Source organism: Streptomyces graminofaciens, assembly GCF_030294945.1.
Taxonomy (GTDB): Bacteria; Actinomycetota; Actinomycetes; order Streptomycetales; family Streptomycetaceae; genus Streptomyces; species Streptomyces graminofaciens.
The window spans coordinates 1023728-1044776 of sequence record NZ_AP018448.1 but is presented as its reverse complement, the minus strand read 5'-3'; the positions used below and the strand labels follow the sequence as shown (position 1 = coordinate 1044776).

Below are 21049 nucleotides of genomic sequence, written 5' to 3'. Positions count from 1 at the left end.
GCCCCTTGGGGCGAAGGCTCTCTGCGGGATGGCAGGACTCCGCCGCAGACACCTCCCTCGGCATGAGCCGCGATCAGGGCGCCATGGCCCCGGCTTGGTATCGCCGCCAGCGGAGCCTCCTGGCTGGTCCGCGACGACGTGTTGGGTGAGAACCCGCATCGGTGCGGACCGGGGAGGCCACTGTCCCTCCCGGGACTTGTCCAGGCCCACCACCTGGGCACGCAAAGATCAACCAACTGTGCGATCGGCGTAGGACGAACCCGACGCTCGTCAGGCGCGGATGCCCTTCACCGGACGCGCCGGGCGAGCTGGGTCGCCTTCCACGACGTCATCATGCAGCCGTCGGGAAACCGCATCGCCCGTGGGGTGGTCCGCGCGCTGGAGAGCCAGGTCGTCAACACCACGCGGTACATGGACCGGCCCGAGCGCGCCATGTACGTCGCCTCCAACCGCGGCCGTCGCCGTGTGTACGAGCGCATCGCCGCCCACGACCCGAGCGGTGCGGCCGAGGCGATGTTCACCCACATCACCGAAGCCTGGCTCGTCCGCCGCAGCGCACCAGGCGACCCGGTGCGCCTGGACCGTTGGCAAGCGCCACCGGCGGCGGCACAGCGCTGCGGGATGGCCCTCGGGCTGGCGAGCGTTGCCCGACCCGCGCTTCGTCGCCGTATGAGCGCTGACGTGGTCGCGTGACCCGGGCGGGCTCGGCCTTCCGCCGAGCCCGCCACGCCGGCTCCATACCGGAGCCGGACTCGTGCCACGCCGTCAGCGCTGCAGTGTCAGCAGACCCGGACGGTAGGGCAGGAGGCCGTAGTCGCCGCTGGAGTTGGGGCTGCGCCCCTGGTAGAGCAACTGCAGATTGCAGGGATCGACGGTCATCGTCTGATCGGCGCTGGTGCGGATCAGTTCGCCATGGCTGATGTCGTTGGTCCAGGTGGCGCCGCTGTTGGCCTTGCCGGCGAAGGGATTGCTCTCGGTCGCGGCCTGGGGTGTCCATGAGCCGTTCAGACTGGTGGCCGTGAACGAGCGGAAGTAGCGGCCCTGCGAGCCGATCGCCTCGACGATCATGAGGTAGCGGTTCTGGCCCTGCAGCTTGTAGACCTGCGGGGCTTCGAACAGGTTGTTCGTCGTATCGCTCATGATCACTGTCGAGGTCGTGCCGAAGCTGCCCGGGAAGTTCCCGATCGGCATACTGGCCCGGTAGATCTTGCCGTTGTCACCGGCGAAGAACAGGTACATGTTCGTCCCGTCACCGATGAGCGTCTGGTCGATGGGGCCTGTTCCGGAGCCGGAGATGCTCCCGGAGAAGAGCACCTGCGGGGATGACCAGCCATTCGGGTTGGTGGGGTCGCTCGACGTCCGGTAGGAGAAGGCGGTCCCGCCCCACTGGTAGGCGAGCACCCAGATGTTCTTCGGCGCGAAGTAGAAGAGCGTGGGCGCGACGGTGGAAGCCGACATCGTGTTCTGGCTGGCCGAGGCCATCTCCGACCAATTGGTGAACAGGCCAAAGTTCATCGAACCCCAACTCGTCCCCGTGTCGTGCGTCGTCGCATAGACGAGTTGCCTGCCGTTGTAGGGGACGACGGTGAAGTCCTTGAGCGAGACCCACCCCGGCTTGGGCTGCGCCAGCGCGCCCGTTGATGTCCAGCGGTATGTCGACGGAAGATCGCACGGGCCGGAATTGTCGCCGCCGACCTTGACGAGTTGCCACTGCTGGTTGGTGCCGCCCCAGTCGTCGTACTGGACGATGTTCGCGTTGTCGGCGGTGGAGGCGCCTTGTACTTCGAGGGCCTTGTTGCTGTGGCGCGAGATGAACCTCACGTAGCCATCCGAGCTGTCGGCCAGGCGCCACTGCTGGTTGGTGCCGTTCAGGTCGGCCCACTGGACGATCGAGCCGCCGTTCGCGGTGGACAAGTTGTAGACGTCCAGCACCTTGCCCGAGTGGCGGGACTTGATGCGGTAGTAGCCGCCCCCGGAATCGACGAACTGCCACTGCTGCTGGTTCTGATCGTTCCTGGTCCACTGGGTGATGCGGGCGCCGTCGTTGGTCGCCATGTTGTAGACATCCAGGGCCTTGCCGCTGTTGCGGTTGACCAGCACATACGAGGCGTTGGGGTCTACGGTCGCCGCGCTGGCGGGCTGGGCACCGAGGAGGGTGGCCACGAGCAGCAAGGGCGCGAGGACGGCGAGTAAGCGTCTTAGGTGGACCGGGGACGATTGGCGAAACCACATCAGAGGGCCTCCTTGGGGGGGGGCGGGGGTGGGGTGACCCCGATGAACTGCGGAGCGGACGTGCCAGGGGCAGGGACAATCTCGAAACATTTCGAAGAATTACCGCATGCTTCGACGCCACAAGCTAGGAATGTGCTGCCCTCAGGTCAAGGCTTGTCGCCGATCTGTCCACAAACAGCGCCTCCCCTTTGGGCTTGGCAAGCTGTCACGCCGACCGGAAGTGCTCCGGATTTTGCGACAGCTCGCCAGTCAAAGGTGGCCGCGCGGAGGAGAGAAGTCGAGCAAGCGGCGTCCATGTCGTCCCGGCCCTCGCCCCGGCCCCGGTCCTACGACATCCGTCGATGGTGGCGCCGGGGGTTCGCCGTCCGGCTCGCCGGGATTCCCGAATGTTTCGGGCGAGGAATCGAAACTTCTTCTGCTGGGAGTATTGACGATCCATCGTCAATGCCTCAATCATCCCTGTCTGAGAACCCGGCGATAGTTCGAGATATCGAACCACGTCGGCCCTGGGCAATCTGTGCTGCACGGCAGATCCACGCACAACTGCACGGCAGATCCACGCACAGCCGCACGACAGACCGCGCATCAAAGCACCTGCGCCACCCCGTCACGTTCCGGTGAGGTTCGCACCAGCGCATCCTGGCTCTTCGCGCAGTTGGAGAGGTACGCGACGCCGCGTGGCGGTCCCCCGGCTGAGCCGCGATGGAGTGCCCCATGCCTGTGTCGAAACACCGCCGCCGCCCGCCGTACGTCACCCGACGGCCGACCGGGTGCCGTCCGTGCCGTTTGAGATCGTCGCGGTCCCATGACCGCGGTGTCCGGTGATTCCGTGCTGCCCGGGTTCCGGCCTGCCCCGTCCGTCTGCCGAGTGGGAGCGGACGACGCATTCCCCTGCGCTTCAGTCCTTCCGCGATTTCTACCTTGGAGGCACAGTCATGGGCTCGTATGCCGTTCCCAGACCCGTTATCCGCCGGAAGATCCGAGGCCTGCTGTTGGCGCTGGTCGTCGGCGTCCTCGGTACGGTCGCCACACTGATCGCGCCGCCGACCGCGCACGCCGCCGAGAACACGCTCGGCGCCGCGGCGGCGCAGAGCGGCCGCTACTTCGGCACCGCCATCGCCTCGGGCAGGCTGGGCGACTCGGCGTACACGACGATCGCGGGTCGTGAGTTCAACTCGGTGACGGCCGAGAACGAGATGAAGATCGACGCCACCGAACCGCAGCGGGGCCAGTTCAACTTCACCGCCGGTGACCGCGTCTACAACTGGGCGGTGCAGAACGGCAAGCAGGTGCGCGGCCACACCCTGGCCTGGCACTCCCAGCAGCCCGGCTGGATGCAGAGCCTCAGCGGCAGCACGCTGCGCCAGGCGATGATCAACCACATCAACGGCGTGATGGCCCACTACAAGGGCAAGATCGCCCAGTGGGACGTCGTGAACGAGGCCTTCGCCGACGGCAGTTCGGGAGCCCGGCGCGACTCCAACCTGCAGCGCACCGGCAACGACTGGATCGAGGTCGCCTTCCGCACCGCGCGCGCCGCCGACCCGGCTGCCAAGCTCTGCTACAACGACTACAACGTCGAGGACTGGACCTGGGCCAAAACCCAGGCCATGTACGCCATGGTCCGAGACTTCAAGCAGCGCGGCGTGCCGATAGACTGCGTCGGCTTCCAGTCGCACTTCAACAGCGGTAGCCCCTACAACAGCAACTTCCGCACCACCCTGCAGAACTTCGCCGCCCTCGGCGTCGACGTGGCCATCACCGAACTCGACATCCAGGGCGCCCCGGCCACGACCTACGCCAACGTGACCAACGACTGCCTGGCCGTCCCGCGCTGCCTAGGCATCACGGTGTGGGGTGTGCGCGACACCGACTCCTGGCGACCGGAGCACACGCCGCTGCTGTTCAACGGCGATGGCAGCAAGAAGCCCGCCTATACCGCCGTCCTCAACGCACTCAACGGCAGCTCCCCTACGCCCCCTTCGGGTTCCGGCCCGATCAAGGGCGTCGGTTCAGGCCGCTGCCTGGACGTGCCCGGCACCAGTACCACCGACGGCACCCAGCTCAACCTCTGGGACTGCCACAACGGCACCAACCAGCAGTGGACGTACACCGCCGCCGGCGAGCTCAGGGTCTACGGCAACAAGTGCCTGGACGCCGCCGGCACCGGCAACGGCACCAAAGTCCAGATCTACAGCTGCTGGGGCGCCGACAACCAGAAATGGCGCCTCAACTCCGACGGATCCATCGTCGGCGTCCAGTCCGGCCTCTGCCTCGACGCCGTCTCGGGCGGCACCGCCAACGGCACCCTGATCCAGCTCTATTCCTGCTCGAACGGCAGCAACCAACGCTGGACCCGCACCTGATGGGGCCTGCCATCAACGAAAGGGTGAAATCGATGAAGTCCTCCGGTGCGGCTTCCCCCGCCCCTCCACGCAGGCCTCGCTGGTGGTCCCGGGTCGCCGCCGTGGTGGCGGCGACCCTCGCGATCGGCATGCTCGCCGCGGTGAATCCGGCGCCCGCCGAGGCGGCGACGGTGGACACCAATGCCTGGTATGTGCTGGTCAATCGCAACAGCGGCAAGGCGCTGGACGTCTCCGGCGCGGCCACCGCCGACGGCGCGCGGGTCAACCAGCGGACGCGCAACGACGGAGCCAACCAGCAGTGGCAGTTCGTGGACTCCGGCGGCGGCTTCTACCGCCTGAAGGCCCGGCATTCGGGCAAGGTCCTCGACGTGGCCGGCGCCTCGACCGCGGACGGTGCCGCGATCCAGCAGTGGGCCGACGGCAATGGGGCCAACCAGCAGTTCCGCCTGGCCGACTCGGACGCGGGCCACGTCCGGCTGATCAACCGCACCAGCGGCAAGGCGGTGGAGGTGCAGGGCGCCTCCACCGCCGACGGCGGCACCGTCGTCCAGTACTCCGACTGGGGCGGCGCCAACCAGCAATGGCAGATGATCAAGCTGTCGTCCGGTGGCGGCGGCGGATGCGGCAGCGCCCCGACTCTGGCGAGCGGTACGCACACGATTCAGAGCGGCGGCAAGAGCCGCAGCTTCATCCTCAGGGTTCCCGCCAACTACGACAACAGCCGGCCCTACCGGCTGATCTTCGCGTTCCACTGGCGGGGCGGAACCGCCGGCGAGGTCGCCTCGGGCGGCACGAGCGGGAACGCCTGGTCCTACTACGGCCAACAGGAACAGTCGAACAACGGCGCGATCCTCGTCGCGCCCCAGGGCCTCGGCAACGGCTGGGCCGATTCGGGTGGTGAGGACATCGCCTTCGTCGACGACATGATCCGGCGAATCGAGGGCGGCCTCTGTGTCAACCCGGCACAGCGCTTCGCCACGGGATTCAGCTGGGGCGGCGGTATGAGCTACGCACTCGCATGCAGCCGGGCGAACGTCTTCAGGGCCGTCGCGGTCATCTCCGGCGCTCAGATCAGCGGGTGCGGCGGCGGCACCCAGCCCATCGCCTACTTCGGAATCCACGGCGTCAGCGACAATGTCCTCAGCATCGCGCAAGGACGATCCCTGCGCGACAAGTTCGCCGCCAACAACGGCTGCACCGGCCAAAGCCCGCGCGAGCCCGCCCCGGGCAGCCGAACGCACATCACCACCACCTACTCGGGCTGCCGTGCCGGATACCCGGTCCAATGGGCCGCGTTCGACGGAGGCCACATACCCGGTCCGGTCGACGGCTCCCCCGGCGAAAGCGGCGTCGCCACCTGGACCAAAGCAGAGATCTGGAGGTTCTTCGCACAGTTCCAGTGACACGTCCGCAGCACGGAGTGGAGCCAGGATGATCCTGGCTCCACTCCGTCGATGTCTATCCCAGATCGAAGGACGGAGAGGTCTTTTCAGGAGAGCGCCCACGCCTTCGGACTGGGTGCGGCTGGCGAACAGGCCGTGGGAAAAGTGGCGTTCGAAGAACACGCCCTTCGGCGACACTGTGGCCGGTGGACGACGCCGCCACGTTCTTGTTCGTCCGTACGTATTACACCGCCTATGCGGCCACAGGACGTCGCTTGGTCCGCGGCTGGTCCGGGGCGGGTGCACTTGGAATGCAGACAGCGGCGGAAGGTGCCGCGCTGATCGCGGATGGTGACTCCTGCGTCGGGTTGCCTGAAGCGCAACGGGCCCCTCCAAGCAACCGGCTGTGAGCTCTAGAAGAACCAAAACTTCCTAGGGCTGTACGAGGTCGTTAAGAGGTCCTAACAAAGGCGTTGGACGTGTCGGTGGGTGATGAGACAGGTGGCGAGGCCGAGGAAGGCTTCATGGATGTCGTCGCGTCGTTCCCAGCGGATGCGCAGGCGACGGAAGCCGTGGAGCCAGGAGATGGTGCGCTCGACGACCCAGCGGAAGATGCCCAGGCCGGAGCCATGTGGCTGGCCCCGTTCGGCGATCGCGGGCCGGATGCCGCGTTTCCGCAGCAGTCGCCGGTACTTGTCGTGGTCGTAGCCGCGGTCCGCGAAGAGCATGTCCGGCCGTCTCCGCGGCCTCCCGACCGCGCCGGCCACGGGTGGAATCTTGTCCAGCAGCGGGATCAGCTGAGTGACGTCATTGCGATTGCCGCCGGTCAGCGACACCGCGAGCGGGATGCCCTGCCCGTCGACAAGGACGTGGTGCTTGCTGCCCGGCCGTGCGCGGTCGACCGGGCTGGGACCGCTTTTGGGCCCCGTCGGGCCGCCCGCACGTGGGAGGAGTCGATCACCGCCCTCGACCAGTCCAGCTGCTTCGCCGACCGCAGCTTCTTCAGCAGCACCAGGTGCAGCTTCTCCCACACACCGGCCTCGTTCCATGCGGCCAGGCGCCGCCAGCAGGTCATGCCCGAGCCGAAGCCCAGTTCCTGGGGCAGGTACTCCCACTGGATGCCCGTGTGCAGCACGAACAGGATCCCGCACAGGGCTTGTCGGTCCGGCACCCGCGGCCGGCCCGCCACCAGCTTCGGCCCCGGCTCGGGCAGTAACGGCTCGATGAGCGACCACAGTTCGTCCGACACGATCCACGGCCGCGACTGACGTTTCCCCACGACTAGACCAACGACCACCCAAGTCGAAAGTCACTTGATCAACAACTTCTGTTAGGACCTCTAAGAGAGCATCTGATCAGTGTTCACGCGGATGTGAGCCGAATGTCCGTTTCGATTCGCCAGGTTGGTGTGGATTCTCCGGTCAGTTCGCGGGACATTTTGTTAGCCATGGCCCAGTGGATCATCGCTCGTGATCGTTGGGGCAGGGCTTCGTAGTCCCGCGCCAGGCGGCGGTGCTGCATCAGCCAGCCGAAGGTCCGCTCGATCACCCACCGTTTCGGCAGAGGCTCGAACCCCTTGGCCCGCGGCCGCTGCACCACCTCGACATCGATGCCCAGACCGGCGCCGTGGTTGCAGATGCTGTTCTGGTAACCGCCGTCGGCCCAGACCTTGGACACGCTGGGATGTGCCGCGGCCAGGTCGTCGAGCAGGAGCTTGCCGCCGGTGGTGTCGTGCACGTTCGCGGCGGTGACCAGGACGGCCAGCACCAGACCGAGCGTGTCCGTGATCAGGTGCCGCTTGCGTCCCTTGATCTTCTTGCCGGCATCGATGCCCTGGCTCGTCTTGGCGACATTTGCCGAAGTCTTCACGCTCTGCGCGTCCACCACGGCCGCGGTCGGCTCAGCGCGGCGGCCGTGGAATCGGCGGGTCTTGCCGCGTAACAGGTCGTGAACCTGCTGGGTGGTGCCGTCGGATTCCCACTTCGCGTAGTAGTCGTAGACGGTCTTGTACGGCGGGAAGTCGTGCGGCAGGTACTCCCACGGGATGCCGGTGCGGTTGACGTAGAGGATCGCGTTGACGATCTCTCGCAGGTCGTGCACCCGGGCTGCCGTTCCGGGTCCGGTCCGTCTCGCCCGCCAGTCGTCGAAGACCGGTTTCATCAAGGCCCAGCGGGCGTCGGACACGTCACTGCGGTACGGACGACGAACACTCACGCCTCATCCAACGACCGCCAACAGCACCAGTCACAAAACCATCCCAGAACACCAACTACCTAGATCAGATGCTCTCTAAGTCCGTTTTCTGGTAGTGACCTCGTCCGGGTTGGGCGAGAAAGCCTTGGCGGGCGAGGCGGCTGTGGGTGACGTTCATGTCTGGGTCGTCGGTGGGCAGGCCGAGTAGTCGTGCCGTGCACGATCTGCTGGTAGGCGGAGCCTTGGGCGTGAGGATCGGACCGGGATCGGATATTCGGTGTTCTGCCCGCCCCATGAGGACACAAGATGGTGCGCATGACTTTGGCCACCCCCATGCTGCACACCGCTCGCCTGCGACTGCGCCCCTTCACCGACGCCGACGCGGACCTGCTCTTCGCCCTGCACAGCAGCACCTACGTGATGCGCTACTGGGACTCCCCGCCGTGGAACGAACGGGCCCGCGCCGAACGCTTCATCAACATGTGCCGGAAGATGGCGGACGAAGGCACCGGGGCCCGGGTGGCCATCGACCGCGCTTCTGACGGGGCCTTCGTCGGCTGGTGCGGTCTGACCGGATGGAACCCGGACTACCGCAGCGCGTCGTTGGGCTACGTCCTCGACGAAGCGATGTGGGGACACGGCTACGCCTCGGAGGCCGCGCACGCCTTGCTGCAGTGGGCATTCGACACACTGGACCTGAATCGAGTTCAGGCCGAGACCGATACGCGCAACGTGGCATCTGCCCGGGTCCTGGAGAAGATCGGATTCATGCGTGAAGGGACGTTGCGGGAGGACTGCGTCGTGAACGGCGAGGTGTCCGACTCGTGGGTGTTCGGGTTGATCAGGCGAGAGTGGCGGCCGGCGGCCGTGCCGATTCCAGCCCGCGAAGAGCGGCGTTAAGGGCCACTTACGAGGCGACGACAACGGCAATGGCTCTGGCTCGCAGTCGGCGGCGGGGGACCAGACCGGCCGGGTCGCGCTGTGGGACGGGGAGCTGCGGCACAAGGTTGGTGTCCTGATGAACGTCTTCCCGGCCCGGCTGGGCGACGTCCCGGAGGGGGTTCACGCCCTGGCGCTCAGTCCCGACGGCCGCACGCTCGCCGTGGGCGGTGACGCCGGCTCGCTCCAGCTCTGGGACACCACCACCCGGCAACCGCTCGGCGACCTCCTGACCACCCCCGGCGACAGCATCGACACCCTCGCCTTCAGCGCCGACAACAACACCCTCTACGCCGGCAGCGTCCACGTCCCGCTCCAGCGGTACGGCGTCGCCTCCACCCATGCGGTCACCCAGGTCTGCGCCCGCGCCGGCAACGCCGACCTGACCCGCGCCCAGTGGCGCACGTACGTGCCGGACGCGCCGTATCGCAGGGTGTGCGGACATTGATCGCCGTGGCGCACCGGAAGGCGCGCGGACTTTGATTGCCCTGATGGGAACGGCTGGTCGATCAACTCGTCGGGCCCTGACGATCTGGTCAGCGCAGCCCTGCCGGGCAGCGTGTCCGGACATCTGACGGGCCTCCCGCGCCACCACATCGGCGAGCGGGTGGCCCGCCCCGACGAGGGGAACGTCTCCATGAACATCCTCAAGGCCGCCGGCCGCAGACGACTGGGCCTGTTGGCGCCCGCCCTCGCCGTGCTGATTCTTCCCTTCTCCACCGGGACGGCCAGCGCCGCGTACGACAACTCCAACCTCACCCCCGGCTGGAACCCGAACAGCTACCCGGACGTGATCGCCGACTGCGACGGCGGCCACGGCGGCATGACGCCCGACCTCTGCCAGTACCACGAGACGAAGGCCTGGACCGCGCTGGGCAAACGGCACCAGGCCACCAACGTCGTCGCGAACTGCGCGGGCTCCGACAACGAGAGCTACACCTTCACCGCCAGCTACGCGACCAACACCTCGTACACCTACGAGGAGGAGCAGAAGCTGGAAGTCGGCTCCGGATTCTCGGACGTGTTCGAGGGCGGCGTGAAGGCCAGCGTGTCGAGCACCGAGAAGTGGACGCTGGGCGACACCCGCACCACCACCCAGACCCTCACCAACACCATCCGGCCCGGGTACAAGGGCGCGTACTGGTTCGCCCCGTACGTCCGGCACTCCAGGGGCTGGCTGGAGGTCCACTACAACAAGCGGAACCACGGACACTACTTCTGGTACTACCCGGGCAAGGGCGCCTCGAAGGTGGGCGTCGACACCCCTGTGGCCCTCAACAGCGGTGAGCTGAAGGGGGTCATGCACTGGGCAGTGTGGAAGTGCTGACCTGCCCCTCCGCACCCTGAGCGGCCCGTGCCGCTCCATCGGCCGACCTACGGCGGTGGAGCGGCACGCCTGTGGTCTGCATAGCCGGTTCCGGGGGCGACGGGCATGTTGACTGCCGGTCCCGTGAAGCGGAATAAAGGGTTCATCCTCCTGTGCGATCATTCGCCGGTGAAAGCACCTTCCAGCCCTTCCTCGGGTATGTCCCCCGCCGAACACGACGCCAAGTCCCCTGGTTTCGCAGCCGAGTTCAGGGACGCCGTCACCCTCCGGGCCTTCGGGCTCGTGCTCGGCGGCCTGCTAGTCCAGCTCGCCTTCGTCGTGTCCTACGTCGGGGCCTTCCACTCGCCCACGCCGCACGCGATCCCGGTCGCCGTCGCCGCTCCGCAGCAGGTGTCCGCGAAGATCGTCGCCCAGCTCAACGCCCTCGACGGCGACCCGGTCGAGGCCACGGCGGCACCGAGCGCCGCGACCGCCCGGAGTTGGGTCCTCACGAGGAAGACGGACGCCGCCTTCCTCTTCAACGCGACCGGCACCAAGGACACCCTCCTGGTCGCCTCGGCGGGCGGGCCGTCGGTGTCGCAGACCGCCACACAGATCGCCCAGAAGATCGAGACGGCGCAGAAACGGCAGATCGACGTCACCGACATCCGGCCCCCGAACGCGGGGGACGGGCGCGGTATGACGTCCTTCTACCTCGTGCTGGGCTGGGTGATCGGCGGCTACCTGACCGCGACGATCATGGGCATGGCGGCGGGTTCCCGACCCGCCAACAGGCACCGCACCCTGATCCGCCTCGGCGTCCTCGCGCTGTACGCGGCCGTGTCGGGGATCGCCGGAGCGGTCGTCGTAGGACCGGTGTTCGACGCGCTCGGCGGTCACTTCTGGGCCCTGAGCGCCATCGGCGCCCTGGTCGTCCTCGCCTCGGCGGCGACCGCACTCGCCTTGCAGACCCTGCTGGGTCTCCTGGGCACCGGCGTGGTCATCCTGCTCTTCGTGGTGCTGGGCAACCCGAGCTCCGGCGGCGTCTACCCCGCGCCGCTGCTCCCGTCCTTCTGGAGCGCGATCGGACAGGCCCTACCGCCGGGAGCCGGTACGACCCTGGTCCGCAACACGGTGTACTTCTCGGGCCACGCCACCATGTCGGCGCTCTGGGTGCTCGGTGCCTACGCGGTGGGCGGAGCGGTGCTCGCCTGGGCGGCTTCCTGGCGGCACGAACGCCGGCACGCCGACGCGGATATCGAGGGTTCCACGGGTGTCGCGGCATCCTCGTCGACGCCGGAGCCTTCCTCCGCGGCCTGACTTGCGGAACGCCCGCACCGGAGTCCGCGACCCGTGCTCCGGTTCCCGTGCGGAGCCTCTGTGACGGCCCTCGCTACGGCCCATACTCATGGCTCGGCGTGAGCCAAGAGTATGGGCCTGGGGCGTGGGCCTGCCCAGGACATGGGGTGGTTCAGGGCGGATAGGTCTCGGCGACGCGGGTGCTGAGGGCCCCGACGTCGACCAGTTTCACCAGCTCCCCGAGCTGCGTGCCGTCCGGCCCGACCGAGACCGCAGCCGTGCGTATCACCTGCATCGGGGCCAGGTTCGCCTACGGCAGCAACCCCGCGTAGGCGCCCTCGTCACGCACCCACTCAAGCGCCGGTGCCCCGAGGTCGGCGCCGTCCAGGACGGCGTCGTGCGCGTCCGCCGCGCTTCGGCGTGCGAGGAAACGGGGCTGCGCCCAGCTCGTGTACGAACTCCTCGTCGGCTGCGCCCGCGAGAGCGGTCACCTTGACGCCCCGGTGTGCCGCCAGCTGTACGGCGTAGCCGCCCAGGGCGCTCCACTGCGGGTGGGGGCAGGCCGAAGACGGCAGTCTCGGGTTTGGGCCGTGGCAGCGGCGGTTGTCTCTGGCGTCCTGCTCCGCCTCGGCCGGGCCCGATACAACCAGGCACGTGGTGCGTTCTTTCCGGCCCACCAACACCGACGTGATGTAGGTCACATCAGCGACCTGTCACGTCCGGTGGGGGGTGCTTGTCCCATGGGCGTCACCGGCACCGAAGCCGGTGCCCGACCCTGGGAGATAGATATGACCAACGGCCACCACGTCGTCGTTCTCGGCGCCGGCTACACGGGCATGTTCAGCGCCATCCGGCTGGCCCACCGCACCCGCCGGACCGGCGTGAAGATCACCCTGGTCAACCCTACGAGCCGGTTCGTCGAGCGGCTGCGGATGCACCAGATCGCCACCGGACAGCAGCTGGCCGACCACCGGATCCCCGACCTGCTCGCCGGCACCGGCGTCACGTTCGTCCAGGGCACCGCCACCGCCATCGAACCCGAGACCCGACGCATCACCGTCGACGGCACCATGTCCCTCGACTACGACACGCTCATCTACGCGCTGGGCAGCTCGACCGACACCGGGAAGGTCCCCGGCGCCGACGTCCAGGCGTTCACCCTCAACAACCCGGAAATCGCCGGCCGGTTCGCCGCACGGCTCACCGAGATCGCCGCGGCCAGGGGCACGGTCACCGTCTGCGGTGCCGGCCTGACCGGCATCGAGGCGGCCACCGAGATCGCCGAGAGCCACCCCGCGCTGCACGTCACGCTGATCAGCCCGGACGAGCCCGGCGGCCTGATGGGCGCCAAGGCCCGCGCCCACCTCCACCGCGCGCTGGACCGCCTCGGCGTCACCCTGGAGACCGGCGCCCGCGTGACCAAGGTGCTGCCCGAAGCCGTCGAGCTGGCCGACGGCCGGATCATCCGCTCCGACGCCTGCCTGTGGACCACAGGCGTCAAGGTGTCATCGCTCGCCACCGACGCCCGCATCGCCACCGACGACCGCGGTCTGATCCTGGTCGACGCCACGCTGCGGTCGGTGTCCCACCCGGAGATCCACGCCATCGGTGACGCCGCCGCCGTCCGCCTGGCCTGGGGACAGCTCCACGGCTCCTGCCAGAGCGGACTGCCCACCGCCCAGTACACCGCCGACACCGTCGCGCGGCTGGTGCGCGGCAAGGCCGTCAAGCCGTTCCGGTTCGGCTACTACCACCAGCCGGTCAGCCTCGGCCGCCGGGACGCCGTCATCCAGTTCACCAGGACCGACTTCACTCCCCGCCGCCAGTGCCTCACCGGCCGCGGTGCCGTCGCGTACAAGGAGATGGTCAGCGGCAGCCCCCTCCTGACCTACCGGTTCAGCAAGCGCATGAACCTCACCACCATCGTCTCCAAGGGCGGCCGCGCCACCCGCAGGCCCGCGGCATGACCGGCACACCGGCTCCCGGCGCCGTGATCCACACCTTGCCGTCCTGTCCGCGGCGCTGGCAGCATGAGCCGGTGATCGACACCGGCGCCGAGCAGGACCCGTACCTCGAACACCGTAGGCTGCTGTTCGCCACCGCCTACCGGATGCTGGGCAGCGTCACCGACGCGGAGGACGTCCTGCAGGACGCCTGGCTGAAGTGGAGCGCCACGGACCGCGACGTGATCGGCCACCCCAAGGCATACCTGGTACGCACGGTCACCAACCTCTCCTTGAACCGCCTCACCTCCGCGCGGGCCACCCGCGAGACCTACGTCGGCCCGTGGCTCCCCGAACCCCTGCTGACGTCCCCGGACATCGCCGCGGAGGCTGAATTGGCCGACTCCGTCTCCACCGCCATGCTGGTCGTGCTGGAAACCCTCGGCCCCGTGGAACGCGCCGTCTTCCTGCTCCGCGAGGTCTTCGGCTACTCGCACAGCGAGATCGCCGAGACTCTCGAACGCCCCGAGCCGACGATCCGTCAGATCGCCCACCGCGCCCGCGCGCATGTCCAGGCCCGCCGCCCCCGCTTCGACGCCGACCCCGACCGGCGTCGGCAGATCACCGCCCAGTTCCTGGAGGCCTGCGCGGGCGGCGACCTCAACGCCATGATGGAACTGCTCGCCCCCGACGTGACCGCCTGGTCCGACGGCGGCGGCAAGGTAACCGCGGCCCGCCGCCCGCTCCACGGCATCGACCATGTCGCGCGCTGGCTCCTGGGCTTCCTGGCCAAGCCCGAACTGGCCGCCCTGACCATGGAGCCGGCCATCATCAACGGCGAACTCGGCATCCTGGCCACCCTCGACGGGTACACCGTCGGCGCCCTCTCCTTCGACCTCGGTGACGGCCGCATCCACAACCTGCGATTCCAGGTCAACCCCGACAAGCTCAGCGGCCTGACCCCCGACAACGGCTTGGCGCCCCCTGAAGCGTAGGTTCTGGCCACCGTGCTCGAAGCCGTCCCCGTCGTCCTGGTCGGCTCGGTGAGGTCTTCTCGGCAACGTAAGGGTTGCCGTGCGTGATGACGCGCCGGGGTGCCAAGATGGCGACCTGGCGTCAGACCGAGGTGAAGCCCCTGATAGGAACGGGTCTGCCAAGATCACGTTCCGTACGACCAGAGGCGCGCTCGACGTTCCGCCGACTGTCGGGCACTCCGATGCCCCCCTCCGCGCCGTCGGCTCTGGACGTGCCGAGATGAGGGCTGGTCCATGATCTACCGCGACCAGGTCCGCGCCCGCGGCATCATGCCGGTCATCGCACGCCGAGGCACGCGGCACGGAACCGGGCTGGGCACCTGAGGCCGACACCAAGACCGATCAACACGGAGCCTGCCTGCCTGCCTGCCGGCAGGCGGCAGCGGCGGCGGCTTCAGGATGCAGGCCTGGGATCAATCCACAACGCTTCGGAGGCGGCGCACAGTTCGCCCTCGGCCGTGGCGAGCGCGACGCCCATCGTGTGCTTGCGGCCGGACTCCGACAGCAGCCACGCGTACACGATGTACGGCTCACCCGCGGCGACCGGACGCACAATCGTGCCCGTGAGGGCTGCGGTGACCGCACCCGGGCCCTGGGTGCCAAGGAAGCGTCCCGCCCAGTTTCCCGGGCAGTCCAGGGCGCCCCAGAGCAGTTGGGTCGGGAGCAGGCCGTCCGGGCTGGCGAAAGCTCGGGACGGGATCCAGGCGGAAGCCACGAGGCCGAGGTCCGGCACCGGCGTGCAGTGCACGCGCAGACCGCGATCAGCAGCACGCAGGCCGCAGCCGAAGCAGTCGACCACATCCGATGGCGGCGACGCCCGGAACCTCTCCGCTGCGGCGGCAGCCTCGTCCCAGGAGGGTGCGGCCGGCACGTCGAGCAGCAACTCGGCGGGGCGTGCAGTGGCCAGGGGTCGCTCAGCCTCGCCCAACTCCACGCTTCCGACCGCCGTTTCGGAGATCCGCACGGGCACGCCGACCGGCACCGGCCCACGGAAGTCCACCCGCACCGTCTGCGCCCCGGACCTCTCCGCCAGCACGCCGGCGACGTAACCGCCGAACGCCACCCCGGGATAGCCGACGTACAGCTCCGGCACCACGATCACGTCACTCGTCGTCATGCTCCCCACTTCACCACACCCCCAGAACCGCGCTCTGTCGACCGGCTGTACCCGGTGCCGCCCGGACCTGGCCGACAGCGGCTGCGCCGGCCACCGCGCGGCCCCAGAACACGAGTGGCGACCGCGGGCCGGCCCAACCGACCACCGTGACGTCCAAGGGCCTCGAAGGACGACGGCGAGGCAGAGCCGGAGGCAGTAACCCGCGACCGCGACATCCCCGAGAACCGCTCCAGGGCAATCTGGCTGCACCGCGCGTTCGTGACCGACTTCGTCCCCCACGAACGCGACGGTACGAAGCGGCCCGTCCTTCTCATCGACCCTGCAGGCCCAGCTCCCCTCCGGAGCTGTGCTCCCGCCTCGGACGGGCGCCGGTATCGCCGTCCTCCACGCCGACAGGCCCCGACCAGTTTCTGTGCCACCGGTCCCGGACCCGGCTTTCGGCTTCGCATACACGACCCACATGTGTACGAGTCCCATTGGTCGCAGACCAGCAATGCCCGAGCCGAGCGCGGTACACGAACAGACCCCGTACCTGGATCCGAGGAAGCCGGGTACGGGGCGTTGTTTTCGAGTGCCTCCATCTCTACCACCTGTGCGAGGTGTGGCTGCGGGCCCGCAGCGCCACCGACCAGCCCACCATCGTCTGATGCCGAGGAGTCCAAATCCTCCGCGGTATCGAGGTGGCACATCCACGTCGCCACAGGCCGGAAACGGTCACCCGCGAAGTACGGGGCTATTTTTTGCTGCTGTCCACGATGACCGGCGTGCCGCCCGAGTCCGTACCGCAGGGCACCGCGTACACCGGGTTTGCCTTCGCGGCCTCCTTGTAGGCCTCCAGGCACTGGTTGTACAGGACCTTGTCGCTCAGCGACTTCTCGATGATCTTGTTGGCGTTGGCGATGCCCTCTGCCTCGATCCGCTTGCGCTCCGCCTCCGCTTCCGCCGTACGCTGCCCTTCCTCGGACCGCTCGGTGGCCTGCTCCTGCTGGATCTTCTTGTCGATCTGGTCCTGCAGCCTGTCCGACGGTTTCACATTGCGCAGATTGACGGCGGTGACGTCGATCCCGCGCGGCGCCAGGCGCTCCCTGATGAGGTCCTCGATCTCCGAGCCGATCTGCTCGCGAGCCGAGGCGTAGCCCTCCTCGCTGGTGTGTTTCGCGAAGACATTGCGGACGATCTCGCGGCTGTCCGGCAGCACCAGACGCTCCTGGACGGCCTCCTCACTGCCCGCCAGCCGGTACAGCGAGACCGCCTTCGCCGGCACCACCGCCCACTTGATGGTGACGTCCGCGTACAAGACCCCGCCCTGCGAGGAGCGGACCTCGACCACGTCCTTGTCATAGAGGTTGAGGTCCACCGGCCGGGTTGAGAAGGACGTGACCTCGGTGAACGGCGACTTGAACTGGATGCCGGACGTCAACGGCGCGCCGACCCTGCCGAAGGTCACCGGTACGCCGACCTCATAGGCGCTCACCACATGGACGCAGGCGAACACACCGGCCAGGGCTCCTCCTACGGCGCTGAGCACCGCCCCGAGTTTCCAGCCCCCGCCGTCACGGCCACGACCGACCAGAAAGACCACGACTGCCGCTATGAGCAGCAGGATGGAAAGCACGAACACAGGTATCCCCCTCCAGAAACGGATCTGCGCCACCTCGGGGGCGACGCGCAGCGCATCGTAACGAGCCCCGTTCCGTCGCCCGTACGCAGGCCCTGACAGCACCGGACACTGCTGCTCGACAGATCGAAAGCCGTCAGGGAGCGGCGTGTCGGCGGCGGCCGCGAAGTGTTGGCATCCCGGCCGCAGCCGCGGTGAGACACCGGCCAGCACTGTCCGACCGCCCGCCGCCCTCGGCAAGGGCATCCCGGCCAGCACGCGACGCGGCCGGGCGACATCGATCCGTCCCTGGTTGAGGCCGCCGTGGAGGGCCCGCGCCCGCGAGCCGCAGATCTATGGGCGGCGTCCGGGAAATGCCACCCACTGCCGCGTGACCCCGCGTTCGATGTGCCCGTCGGTTGCCGGAAATTGCCGGTTATTGCTGTTCGTGATGCCTCACGGGGCTCGATGAGCGGCGACTCCGCAGGTCAGAAGGGTCGGCGAGCCGGGGTGGCAGATACAGAAAAACTCTCACTTTTCTGCAAGGGCCGCTTCCTACACTTTGCGGTGTCGGACGGCGCCGCGGGCAAGGCGTACGCCGGAGGCAAGCCGTACAGCTGTCCGGTGTCTTCATCGCAGCGGAGGCGCCGGTCGCTGCCCTGGAGCCTGGGCCAGGTGTGTCAATGGCCGCCCAGGCACGGGAAGTCGTCATTTGGGGGGCCGCTCGACAGATCCGTAAGTCACGTCCGTGGCGTATATGTCATGGCCCTGCCATAGAGAGGTGCTCGCGCATGACACCTCGACAGTGACAACAGCGCGGCCCATCCACCACCCGAACTCCTCATGACGGGACATTCATGTTCGCTACACCAAGAGACCGGTCGGCCTCGTTACGAAGATGGGGGTCCCGTCTCATCGCGACGGTGTCCGCCATCGCCCTCCTCCCGGCGCTGGCTTCCCAGCCGGCTGTGGCCGCGGAGGGCACCCGCTCCGCCTCCACCGCCTCGGTGTCGGCGGCGGACGACGAGCTCGCGCGCCGCTACGCCCCCCACATCTGGCTCCACACACAGGAGTCCTACTTCCCGTCCGACGTGGAGTCGTTCCTGGACAACACCCACGTCGAGATCCACAAGGACAGCGAGGACCCCAAGCAGCAGTTCTATGTGACCAACGAGCCGCTGGGCTGCAACTCCTGCACCGACCCGCCGTTCCTGTACGGACAGCGCCCCAACGAGAAATCAGTGCCGGCCTACGCCGAGGTCGTCCACCGTACCGACAACGGCCGCGCGACCAACATCACCGACATCAACTACTGGACGTTCTACCCCTACAACAACGGCAAACGGGTCTGCATCGGCGTGTACACCCCGTGGGGATGTGTCGGGGGCTACTCCTCGTTCGGCAACCACGTCGGCGACTGGGAGCACGTCACCATCCGCTTCGTCGACGACAAGCCCTACCAGGTCTCCCTGAGCCAGCACGACGGCGGACAGACCCTCGTCTACGGCGCCGAGGGCATTCTGGCCGGTGATCAGCCGGTGGTCTACGCGGCCAAGGGATCCCACGCCCTGTACCCCGACGCCGCCCGCCACACCTACCGGCACCTGCCCAACGGCGACACCCTCGACGACTACACCAACGCCGGCACACTCTGGGACACCCGGCAGGGACTCAAGGTGTTCTCCTGGCAGAAGGACTACACCGGCGAACTGTCCTGGCTGAACTTCACCGGCCGGTGGGGCAACCCGAAGGCCGGCTGCTCCGTGTCCGAACCCATCACAGGGGAGTGCGTCCTGGGCAACGGCCCCAAGGGCCCGGCAATGAAAGCGGCGTTCGGCCCTCAGATGCTGGCCTTGGACGGGGCGCCCGGTCTCTTCGCCGGAGCGATCGTCAGCATCGTCGTCGACGGCGATCGAACCGGCGTCCTCACCACCGACGGCACCGCCTATGTGCGTGAAGGCGACGCCTACGCCAACTGGGTCCGCCAGGCAGCGGGGGGCAGTTCTCTGGTCCTGTCCGGCAACCGCGTCGGCGTCATCACCAAAGACGGCGTTGCCTCCGTGAAGGAAGGCGCCCTCGACGCCGCCTGGGTCCGCCAGTCCGGGGTGTCAGGTCACCCGACCTGACCAGGCCATACTAGCTAGTCCGGCTCCATATGGGGCCGGCGGAAGACCGGGGCCCCCTCAGCGGTGTGCGGGCGGATGGCCGCCAGCGCCTGGACGACCGCTGCCTCCAGGGAGCCGCTCGTGTCGACCGCCACGGCTTCCGGCCAGGGCGGTTCCGTGGCCGCCATGGCGGTGGCCACGTCGAGGTCGGCGTCGGATGCGCCGGGGGCGCGGGTGGCGAGGCGGACGGCCGTGGTCTCGCCCGGAACCCGGCAGTGCAGGGCCACCAGGTCGGCGTGGGTGCGTTCGGCCATGCGCAGGGCGGCTTCGCGCTGTTCCGGGTTGGACCAGCTGGCGTCCAGGACGACGGACTCGCCGCGGGACAGCAGGACGGATGCGCGGTCGAGCAGGGCGGCGTAGGTCTTGTTGGTCCATTCCGGTGAGTACAGGCCCTCGCCGTAGGCGGCGGCTGCCGACTGCTCGGCCGGGATGCCCGCCAGTTCCTTGCGGAGGCGGTCGCTGCTGAGCAGTGTGACGCCGAGGCGGTCGGCGAGCGCGCCGGAGAGTGTCGACTTCCCGCTGCCGGGTAGGCCGCCGACGAGGGTCAGGCCGACGGCGGAGGCGCGCAGGTGCCGCAGGGCGGTCGTCATCAGACGGTGTGACGCCGCCTCAGCACCCGGTGCACCCTGGTGGGCCTGGATCAGCGAGACCTTGGCGCGGACGAACGCGCGGTAGGCGACGTAGTGATGGCGCAGGGAGGGCGGTGCCGGGTCGCCGGAGTACTCGGTGTATTCGGCGAGAAAGTGCGCCGCGGCCTCCGGTGCGCCGAGCTGTTCCAGGTCCATGGCCAGGAAGGCGGCGTCATCGAGGCCGTCGACGTGACGAAGGCTGTCGTCGAACTCCAGGCAGTCCAGGACGCGCGGGCCGTCGTCGAGGCAGAAGATGTCCTCGGCGAGCAGGTCCCCGTGACCGTCGAGCACTCGGCCCTCCTCGATCCGAGTGCTGAACAGGCGTTCACGGCCGACGAGATAGCGGCGCACCAGCCGCTCGGTCTCCGCCACGCCGTCGGGCGCGGTGCCGCCGTCGGAGAGTGTGCGGACCTGGGTGAAGCTCGCCTCCCAGCGCGACGACAGCGCGTCGCGCGTCCCCTGCTCGTCCACCTCCCGGCTGCGGGGCGCGCTCGCGTGGTGGGTGGCGAGCAGCCGGGCGACGGCCCGCAGGGCGTCGTCGACGGCCGCCCCTTCCCGTACGAGCCGGGAGAGGCGGCGCTCGTCGGGCATACGGCGCATGACGACGACGGGCTCTGCCACGTCCGTGTCCGGGCTGCGGAAATCGCCGACGCCGAGATAGACGTCAGGGGCGAAACGGCGGTTGAGCACGACTTCCCGCTCGCACGCCGCCCGCCGGGCGGCCACCGTGGTGTAGTCCAGGAACGTGAGAGCGACCGGTTTCTTGAGCTTGTAGGCGCGGTTTCCGATGAAGAGGACCACCGCGGTGTGGGTCTCGCACACCTGCGCGCGCGGCAGCGGCGGAGTC

The 21049-nt window shown here is 68.4% G+C and carries 17 protein-coding genes; 10 read left to right on the top strand and 7 right to left on the bottom strand.

What is annotated here, in order from left to right:
- Positions 1 to 138 precede the first annotated feature (138 nt).
- A complete protein-coding gene (locus SGFS_RS04535; protein ID WP_286247804.1) occupies positions 139 to 693 on the top strand; it encodes an FCD domain-containing protein in 555 nt (184 codons plus the stop codon).
- A gap of 72 nt (positions 694 to 765) precedes the next feature.
- Here the strand turns inward: SGFS_RS04535 and SGFS_RS04530 are convergent, their stop codons facing one another.
- Positions 766 to 2232, bottom strand: coding sequence for a non-reducing end alpha-L-arabinofuranosidase family hydrolase (locus tag SGFS_RS04530; RefSeq protein ID WP_286247803.1), 1467 nt, complete (start codon positions 2230 to 2232; stop codon positions 766 to 768).
- Between the two features lie 935 nt (positions 2233 to 3167).
- On the opposite strand from SGFS_RS04530, the gene SGFS_RS04525 reads away from it, so the two are divergent.
- Complete coding sequence (locus tag SGFS_RS04525; protein ID WP_286247801.1) at positions 3168 to 4598, top strand: endo-1,4-beta-xylanase; 1431 nt, start codon at positions 3168 to 3170, stop codon at positions 4596 to 4598.
- A gap of 32 nt (positions 4599 to 4630) precedes the next feature.
- Positions 4631 to 6001 carry an RICIN domain-containing protein gene (locus SGFS_RS04520; RefSeq protein ID WP_434026209.1) on the top strand — a complete coding sequence of 457 codons (1371 nt, stop codon included), beginning with the start codon at positions 4631 to 4633 and terminating at the stop codon, positions 5999 to 6001.
- Positions 6002 to 6441: 440 nt separating this feature from the next.
- Here the strand turns inward: SGFS_RS04520 and SGFS_RS04515 are convergent.
- Positions 6442 to 7232, bottom strand: a protein-coding gene (locus SGFS_RS04515; RefSeq protein WP_434028170.1) for an IS5 family transposase whose coding sequence is annotated in 2 segments (ribosomal slippage) — positions 6442 to 6911 and positions 6911 to 7232 — 792 coding nt in all. Because the reading frame shifts where the segments join, the coding sequence is not laid out codon by codon here.
- A gap of 110 nt (positions 7233 to 7342) precedes the next feature.
- Positions 7343 to 8194 carry an IS5 family transposase gene (locus SGFS_RS04510; RefSeq protein ID WP_286247799.1) on the bottom strand — a complete coding sequence of 284 codons (852 nt, stop codon included), beginning with the start codon at positions 8192 to 8194 and terminating at the stop codon, positions 7343 to 7345.
- Positions 8195 to 8488: 294 nt separating this feature from the next.
- Between SGFS_RS04510 and SGFS_RS04505 the strand changes: the two genes are divergently transcribed.
- The 4 genes from SGFS_RS04505 to SGFS_RS04490 all read left to right on the top strand — a co-directional run bounded on the left by SGFS_RS04505 (position 8489) and on the right by SGFS_RS04490 (position 11738).
- Positions 8489 to 9073, top strand: a complete 585-nt coding sequence (locus tag SGFS_RS04505) for a GNAT family N-acetyltransferase (RefSeq protein WP_286247795.1) — start codon at positions 8489 to 8491, stop codon at positions 9071 to 9073.
- Between the two features lie 118 nt (positions 9074 to 9191).
- Positions 9192 to 9560, top strand: coding sequence for a WD40 repeat domain-containing protein (locus SGFS_RS04500; RefSeq protein ID WP_434026206.1), 369 nt, complete (start codon positions 9192 to 9194; stop codon positions 9558 to 9560).
- Between the two features lie 111 nt (positions 9561 to 9671).
- Positions 9672 to 10439: a hypothetical protein gene (locus SGFS_RS04495; protein WP_286247794.1), complete on the top strand. Its 768-nt coding sequence runs from the start codon at positions 9672 to 9674 to the stop codon at positions 10437 to 10439.
- A gap of 198 nt (positions 10440 to 10637) precedes the next feature.
- A complete protein-coding gene (locus SGFS_RS04490) occupies positions 10638 to 11738 on the top strand; it encodes an ABC-2 transporter permease (protein WP_434028183.1) in 1101 nt (366 codons plus the stop codon).
- Between the two features lie 151 nt (positions 11739 to 11889).
- On the opposite strand, the gene SGFS_RS04485 is transcribed toward SGFS_RS04490, so the two are convergent.
- On the bottom strand, positions 11890 to 12012 hold the full coding sequence (locus SGFS_RS04485; protein ID WP_286247792.1) for a hypothetical protein: 123 nt from the start codon (positions 12010 to 12012) through the stop codon (positions 11890 to 11892).
- 493 nt (positions 12013 to 12505) lie between these two features.
- Between SGFS_RS04485 and SGFS_RS04480 the strand changes: the two genes are divergently transcribed.
- Both SGFS_RS04480 and SGFS_RS04475 read left to right on the top strand, forming a co-directional pair.
- On the top strand, positions 12506 to 13684 hold the full coding sequence (locus SGFS_RS04480) for an NAD(P)/FAD-dependent oxidoreductase (protein ID WP_286247791.1): 1179 nt from the start codon (positions 12506 to 12508) through the stop codon (positions 13682 to 13684).
- A 71-nt stretch (positions 13685 to 13755) separates the two neighbouring features.
- Positions 13756 to 14655, top strand: coding sequence for an RNA polymerase sigma-70 factor (locus SGFS_RS04475; protein ID WP_286259794.1), 900 nt, complete (start codon positions 13756 to 13758; stop codon positions 14653 to 14655).
- Between the two features lie 433 nt (positions 14656 to 15088).
- Here the strand turns inward: SGFS_RS04475 and SGFS_RS04465 are convergent, their stop codons facing one another.
- Positions 15089 to 15811, bottom strand: coding sequence for a hotdog fold domain-containing protein (locus SGFS_RS04465; RefSeq protein WP_286247790.1), 723 nt, complete (start codon positions 15809 to 15811; stop codon positions 15089 to 15091).
- A 733-nt stretch (positions 15812 to 16544) separates the two neighbouring features.
- Positions 16545 to 17432, bottom strand: coding sequence for a prohibitin family protein (locus tag SGFS_RS04460; protein WP_286247789.1), 888 nt, complete (start codon positions 17430 to 17432; stop codon positions 16545 to 16547).
- A gap of 899 nt (positions 17433 to 18331) precedes the next feature.
- Between SGFS_RS04460 and SGFS_RS04455 the strand changes: the two genes are divergently transcribed.
- On the top strand, positions 18332 to 19534 hold the full coding sequence (locus SGFS_RS04455; protein WP_286247788.1) for a Vps62-related protein: 1203 nt from the start codon (positions 18332 to 18334) through the stop codon (positions 19532 to 19534).
- Positions 19535 to 19548: 14 nt separating this feature from the next.
- On the opposite strand, the gene SGFS_RS04450 is transcribed toward SGFS_RS04455, so the two are convergent.
- Entirely contained in the window at positions 19549 to 21024 is a 1476-nt protein-coding gene (locus SGFS_RS04450) for a bifunctional aminoglycoside phosphotransferase/ATP-binding protein (RefSeq protein ID WP_286259792.1), read from the bottom strand.
- Between the last annotated feature and the right edge of the window lie 25 nt (positions 21025 to 21049).

Coding starts and splice junctions, on each gene's coding strand:
- SGFS_RS04485 (WP_286247792.1), bottom strand. CDS start 12,012: ATGCAGGTGATACGCACGGCTGCGGTCTCGGTCGGGCCGGACGGCACG.
- SGFS_RS04530 (WP_286247803.1), bottom strand. CDS start 2,232: ATGTGGTTTCGCCAATCGTCCCCGGTCCACCTAAGACGCTTACTCGCC.
- SGFS_RS04505 (WP_286247795.1), top strand. CDS start 8,489: ATGACTTTGGCCACCCCCATGCTGCACACCGCTCGCCTGCGACTGCGC.
- SGFS_RS04490 (WP_434028183.1), top strand. CDS start 10,638: ATGTCCCCCGCCGAACACGACGCCAAGTCCCCTGGTTTCGCAGCCGAG.
- SGFS_RS04500 (WP_434026206.1), top strand. CDS start 9,192: ATGAACGTCTTCCCGGCCCGGCTGGGCGACGTCCCGGAGGGGGTTCAC.
- SGFS_RS04525 (WP_286247801.1), top strand. CDS start 3,168: ATGGGCTCGTATGCCGTTCCCAGACCCGTTATCCGCCGGAAGATCCGA.
- SGFS_RS04465 (WP_286247790.1), bottom strand. CDS start 15,811: ATGACGACGAGTGACGTGATCGTGGTGCCGGAGCTGTACGTCGGCTAT.
- SGFS_RS04480 (WP_286247791.1), top strand. CDS start 12,506: ATGACCAACGGCCACCACGTCGTCGTTCTCGGCGCCGGCTACACGGGC.
- SGFS_RS04520 (WP_434026209.1), top strand. CDS start 4,631: ATGAAGTCCTCCGGTGCGGCTTCCCCCGCCCCTCCACGCAGGCCTCGC.